This window comes from Kitasatospora sp. NPDC004799, from assembly GCF_040609095.1.
Classification (GTDB): domain Bacteria; phylum Actinomycetota; class Actinomycetes; order Streptomycetales; family Streptomycetaceae; genus Kitasatospora.
The window spans coordinates 1-2,025 of sequence record NZ_JBEXJK010000718.1 but is presented as its reverse complement, the minus strand read 5'-3'; the positions used below and the strand labels follow the sequence as shown (position 1 = coordinate 2,025).

3 protein-coding genes are annotated in these 2,025 nt (G+C 72.0%); 1 reads left to right on the top strand and 2 read right to left on the bottom strand.

Annotated elements, in window-relative coordinates:
- On the bottom strand, positions 1 to 232 hold a 232-nt coding region (locus tag ABZW03_RS40225; protein WP_355269756.1), incomplete at its 3' end, for a DUF6158 family protein.
- Positions 233 to 374: 142 nt separating this feature from the next.
- Here ABZW03_RS40225 and ABZW03_RS40220 point away from each other — a divergent pair.
- A complete protein-coding gene (locus ABZW03_RS40220; RefSeq protein ID WP_355269754.1) occupies positions 375 to 1,358 on the top strand; it encodes an adenosine deaminase in 984 nt (327 codons plus the stop codon).
- Positions 1,359 to 1,389: 31 nt separating this feature from the next.
- On the opposite strand, the gene ABZW03_RS40215 is transcribed toward ABZW03_RS40220, so the two are convergent.
- On the bottom strand, positions 1,390 to 1,974 hold the full coding sequence (locus ABZW03_RS40215; RefSeq protein WP_355269757.1) for a dihydrofolate reductase family protein: 585 nt from the start codon (positions 1,972 to 1,974) through the stop codon (positions 1,390 to 1,392).
- Positions 1,975 to 2,025: the final 51 nt, after the last annotated feature.

Here is a 2,025-nt window from a genome sequence, read left to right as displayed (position 1 = left end):
CCGACAGGTTGACCGGGCGGTAGGCGTGGTAGCCGTCGCCGGACTTGAGGCCGTAGTCGTGCGAGGTGTGCCGGGTGCCGACGCTCCCGGCCTGCGCGTCCTCCGAGCCGTACAGGAAGGTCTCGTGGCGCGTGCGGTGCAGCTGCTCCAGCTCGTGCAGGAGCGTGTCGTTGCCCAGGGCGTGCGGGGAGATGCCCGCGGGCCGGATGTGCGGGTCGTCGGCGTGCCGCATCTCGGTGCCTCCTCGGCGGAAGTCCCCTCCTCCAGGGTGCCCGCCACCCGCCGTCGGTGCACCCCTTCGTCCGGCGCGGATCATAGGATGAATTCTTCGCATTCTTCGGAAACCATCCCGCTACCGCTCGGACAGATCGCACATGCCGCTTCCCAAGGCCGAACTCCACCTGCACATCGAGGGCACCCTGGAGCCCGAACTCGCCTTCGCGCTCGCCGCCCGCAACGGCGTCGAGCTGCCGTACGCCGACACCGAGGCGCTGCGCGAGGCGTACTCCTTCAGCGACCTCCAGTCCTTCCTGGACCTCTACTACGCGCTGATGGCCGTGCTGCGCACCGAGGAGGACTTCGCCGACCTCGCCGACGCCTACCTGGCCCGGGCCGCCGAGCAGGGCGTGCGGCACGCGGAGATCTTCTTCGACCCGCAGGCGCACACCGCGCGCGGGGTGCCGCTGGGCGTCGTGGTGGACGGACTGACCCGGGCGCTGGAGCGCAGCGAGGAGCGGTACGGCATCAGCACCCAGCTGATCATGTGCTTCCTGCGGGACGAGTCCGCCGAGTCCGCGCTGGAGACCTTCGAGGCCGCCCGCCCGTACTTCGACCGGATCGCCGGCATCGGCCTGGACTCCGCCGAGGTCGGCCACCCGCCGGTGAAGTTCCGCGAGGTGTACCGCCGGGCCGCCGAGGCCGGGCTGCGCCGGGTCGCCCACGCGGGCGAGGAGGGCCCGGCGGAGTACATCACCGAGGCGCTGGACGTGCTCGGCGTCGAGCGGATCGACCACGGGCTGCGCTGCCTGGAGGACGGCGAGCTGGTCGCCCGCCTGGTGCGCGAGCAGATCCCGCTGACCCTCTGCCCGCTCTCCAACGTCCGGCTGCGCTGCATCGACACCCTCGCCGACCACCCGCTGCGCGAGATGCTGGAGGCCGGCCTGCTGGTCACCGTCAACTCCGACGACCCGGCGTACTTCGGCGGCTACGTGGAGGACAACTTCCGCGCCGTGCGCGAGGCCCTCGCCCTCGACCAGGAGACCCTGCGCCGCCTGGCCGCCAACTCCTTCCGGGCCTCCTTCATCGACGAGCGGCGCCGCGCCGAACTCCTCGCGGAGGTCGAGGCGTACGCCTTCTGACCGGCCGGGACGCGTTTGAGGCGGCGGCCCATCACCCGTCCAGGGGTGACGGGCCGCCGCGCTCGTAGTGCAGCAGGGTGACGCCGTTGGTGAAGCGGTGGGTGTCCTTCAGGGCGAGCGGGGTGGGGCGGTCCGTGGGGCGGAAGAACAGGGTGCCGCGGCCGAGGACGACGGGGTGGACGTAGAGGCGGAACTCGTCGACCAGGTCCTGGGCGAGGAAGGACTCGGCCAGGTTGGCGCCGCTGAGGGTGAGGTCGCCGCCGGGGCCGGCGGTGAGGGCGGCGACCGACTCGGGGGTGACCTCGCGGACGATGGTGGTGTTCCAGTCCGCGTGGTCGAGGGTGCGGGAGAAGACGGTCTTCGGCATCGCGCGCCAGATGCCCGCGAACTCGACCATCGGGGCGTCGGCGGCCGGGTCCTGGTCCGCGGTGGGCCAGACGGAGGCCATCAGCTCGTGCGTCACCCGGCCGGAGATGAAACCACCCATCCGGGCGAGTTCCCGGTTGAAGTGGGTGTGCACCTCGTCGTCGACCAGGTTCCAGCTCAGGTCGTGGTCCGGCCCCTCGAAGTAGCCGTCGACGGAGAGGGAGACGAAGAGGACGATCCTGCGGCGCATCGGCGGCCTCACCGGGAGACGGTCCGCCGCCCCGTCCCGGGCGGACGGGGC